Annotated in this window: 2 protein-coding genes; one reads left to right on the top strand and one right to left on the bottom strand. The window is 53.3% G+C overall.

Features of this window, described 5'->3' with window-relative positions:
- Positions 1-644 (bottom strand): transposase (locus AB1500_13080; GenBank protein MEW6184080.1); only part of this gene is annotated, 644 nt, incomplete at its 3' end.
- A gap of 172 nt (positions 645-816) precedes the next feature.
- Between AB1500_13080 and AB1500_13085 the strand changes: the two genes are divergently transcribed.
- Complete coding sequence (locus AB1500_13085; protein MEW6184081.1) at positions 817-2,157, top strand: IS1380 family transposase; 1,341 nt, start codon at positions 817-819, stop codon at positions 2,155-2,157.
- Positions 2,158-2,664: the final 507 nt, after the last annotated feature.

Genomic DNA, 2,664 nt, shown 5'->3' on the forward strand with positions numbered 1-2,664 from the left:
GCCAGGAATATCCGCTCATTGGACTCGGTAACCCCTATCACGACCAGCATTGGCGTCTTCTCCACGGCGCCGCAAACCCGCATCCTGAAATTCACCCCGTCCAGCATGAGATATTTCACACGGTGCCCGGCCAGGCTCCTCGTCCGCCACGCCTCTATCGCTGCCTCCACCTCCGCGTTTACCCGCGACACTTCGCCCGCCGATACCCGCCTCCCGAGAAGTTGCGAGGAAAACAGCTCTATATTCCGCGTCGACATCCCGGCCAGGAACATTGCCAGGATGTCTTTCCCCAGCGCCTTGTCGTATCTGTCGTATTTCTCTATGAGCCTGGACCGGAATTCGTTCTTCCTGTCCCGCGCGACACGCACCTTTATACCGCCAAGCCCCTTTACCGTATATTCCCGCGCGCCGGTATAGCCGTTCCGGTAATTAAGGGCCTTGCCGTCCTCCGGCCGCTCATATCTGCCGCGGCCCAGAAACAGGCTCAGCTCAAGTTTTATCATCTCGTTTACAGCCGCCTCCGCCCTTTCACGCATATCTATCCTCAGTATGTCGAACATCTTACCCGGATTTTCCATCACCTCTTTGAACAGCCTGGCGGATTCCGGTAGATTTCCGCCTTTTATTTTTATACTATTATTCATGGCGCATACCTCCTTGTATATCTAACTGGAAGTATGCGCCTTTTTTAGCTCTTTTTCAAGACCATTTTGAATTTACACAACTTACCTGAATTCCCCAGTTGACCCCCAAAAATAAGGCACAGTTTCGTATCATCTATTTTAGACTCGCGATCTAATATGGAGGTACGAAACCGTGCATACAAAAAATACCACATTACAGACCCAAAAGCCAATAATTATTTCGTTTACCGACAAACCGATAACCGCCTGGGGCGGCATGTCGTTGCTCGCCGGTTACGGCGTACGGATAGGCTTGGCCGAGCATCTTGACCAGTGCCTCGCATTCAGTCTGACTTCGCCAAACGCGACAGCGCCGGTCGACGTAATTTTGGCTTTCATGGCCGGGGTGTTGACGGGGGCACGGCGGTTCGCGCATATAGAAGCCCTGCGATATGATGAAGTGCTCAGGCAACTACTGGGGATGCGAAGGTTCCCGTCCGATAGCACGATAACGCGGTTCTTCCAGCGCTTTGGGCAGAAGGAGATCCAAGAGATGTTTGAGCCATTGCGCGCCTGGCAGATAAAAGAGCTGACGCCACCCGGCGATTACACGCTGGATCTGGATTCATCCGTATTTGAGCGCTATGGCAAGCAGGAGGGTTCGTTGCTGGGCTACAATCCCAAGAAGCACCGCCGGCCAAGCCACCACCCGCTGCTGGCGACTTTGGACGAAAACCAGGTTGTTATTCACGCTTGGCTTCGGAGCGGAAATACGGCGAGCGTAACAGGGGCCGTGGAATTCATGCGCGAGGCCATTTCGGCCATGCCCGCAGGGACGTCGGTCAGGGTTGTCCGAGGTGATTCCGGTTTTGACAGCGAGAAAGTATTCGTTTATCTTGAAGGCGAGAAGCTGCGTTACGCTGTGTCAGCCAGATTTACCAGGGGCGTGAAAAGCCTGGTCCGTGCCATAAGTGACTGGCGGGATTTGGACGAGAACGTTTCCGTTAGCGAGATAATATTCCAGGCAAAGAGCTGGAGCAGAGGGAGGAGGCTGGTTGTCATCCGGCAGCGAGACCGTGCCAACGATTTTGTGCGCGGCAAGGAACTATTTGATGATAAAGCCTATCTATTCCAGGGGATATTTACAGATATGTCCGGTTCGCCTGAGGAGGTGTGGCGTTTCTATCGGAAACGGGCCGTCCTTGAAACCCGCATAAGGGAATTGAAATGGGATTACGGGTTAGACGGGTTCTGCATGAAGAAGTTTTATGCGACCGAAGCGGCATTCCGTGTGGTGTGTTTTGCCTACAATCTTATGCAGGGATTTCAGCGGGCGATCGGGATACGGACGAAAAGGACACTGGGTGTTATCCGGACGCTGGTATTGGCCTGTGGGGCAGAGCTTGGCAGGGATGGTCGCAAGATGGTGCTTAGGCTGTCAGCCGCAGGCCGTCGCAAGGAGCGGTTCCGGGAGTATTGGGAGAGGATTTCCCATTGGAAAAATCTCAACGGCGTTGCAGTTGAATCCGGGTAAAAAGAGCGAGGGAAAAGGAGGAATTATCGAGCGATAAAACAGGACAAAAACGCAGGCACAAAATTATCCCCGGTTTTCATTGGCAAAAGCACGGGCAACTGCGCTTTTCAGGCTAGTAACCCCACCACCCGCTTGCCCGAAAACGGGCCTTCTGCCCGAAGCGGGTGGTAGCCAAAATGGCGTCCCACTCCTTAAACCGTTTATGGAACGGGACAGTCCCTCTTTACCGCATAAAGAGCGGCCACCTTTAGGTGGTGAGGACGGCATTACACCGCCATTACAGGAGGATATCCTCTCACCCCCGGCGAGAGCCAGGGGCTTTCTTGAATGGGGTAACCGGTAAATAGTAACGAGTAATGAGGGCAAAGGAAGTTTTTATAGGCTGATTACTATTTACTGTTTACTGATTACTCGTCACTCTTTCTTGGGAACTCCGGGCATCACGTATTCTTCCTGCCCGCCGGCCTCGTCCTCGTCCACGTACTCGTAAACGTATTCCTCGTCTTC

The organism is Bacillota bacterium (assembly GCA_040755295.1).
Taxonomy (GTDB): Bacteria; Bacillota; Desulfotomaculia; order Desulfotomaculales; family Ammonificaceae; genus SURF-55.